The sequence below is a fragment of the Bradyrhizobium sp. LeoB3 genome (genome assembly GCF_055456055.1).
In genome coordinates this window covers 1-950 of the sequence record NZ_JBVBEF010000311.1, presented here as the reverse complement: position 1 = coordinate 950, position 950 = coordinate 1, and the positions used below count along the sequence as shown (strand labels likewise).

The following is a 950-nucleotide window of genomic DNA, read 5'->3' as shown; positions in this document are numbered from 1 at the left end:
GCCATCTTGCGAAGGTTCTGGGCGGTGGCTGCGAGGATGAACTCGTCATGCGCGCCGTTTGGGCCTCGTAAGCGTAGGCGGTCGAGCTTGAGAATGCGTTTAAGGTGTGCAAACAGCATCTCGACTTTCTTGCGGAGCCGACGCGAAGTGCGGCCCTCCCAGGATCGTGCTATGTCGCGCGCCATGTCGCGGGCACCTTCGTGAATAGAGCGCGGCACCTTACGGACCGAGTCCTTTGGGCAGCAGCGAGCCTTTAAGGCGCAACTTGCGCAATCGTGCTTGCTCGCCCGGTAGAGCATCGTCGCGCCATCGTTCACCAGTGTTCCGGTCGTGGTCAGCATCTTGCCGCCGGGACAGGTATAGATGTCGCCGGCTTGATCGTAGGTGAAATCCTCGCGCGAGAAGGTACCGTCTTTGCGAGCCGACTTGTCGAATACCGTCACGTGCGGCTCGATGCCGTGCTTATAGACGAGCCAGCCGAGCATCTCGGCCGAGCCGTAGGCGCTGTCACCCATGAGCTTGCCCGGATAGAGGTCGAACTGTTCGAGTGAGCGCTCAATCATGCGCTTGGCGGCCAATACCTCCGCCTGCCGGATTGCCGCGGTCGCCTCCACATCGACGATGATGGCGTTCTCGACATCGATCAGATAGTTCGTGGAGTAGGCAAAGAAAGCTTGGCCGCCGTGTGCCCCGGTCCAGCGCGCGGCCGGATCGGAGGGCGATACAAACTTGGGCGTGACCTCGGTCGCAGCACCGAACGCGGCATCATCAAGAACAGCAAGATACTCGTCGATTGCCCGGCCCGCGGCCTCCGGTGGAAGCCCCTTATCGCCTTCGATCCCCTTCTGCCGATTGGCATCCGCCTTGATCAGGCTCGCATCAACTGCGAACCCTTCGCCGCCAACCAGGCGCTCCCGCATGCAGCGGCGCAAGACAGTCTCGAACACGCG

Annotated in this window: 1 protein-coding gene; it reads right to left on the bottom strand. The window is 61.8% G+C overall.

From position 1 onward, the window contains the following. Positions 1–950, bottom strand: a 950-nt coding sequence (locus ACZXDY_RS46055; protein ID WP_464350034.1) for a transposase, incomplete at both ends; no start/stop codon positions are given.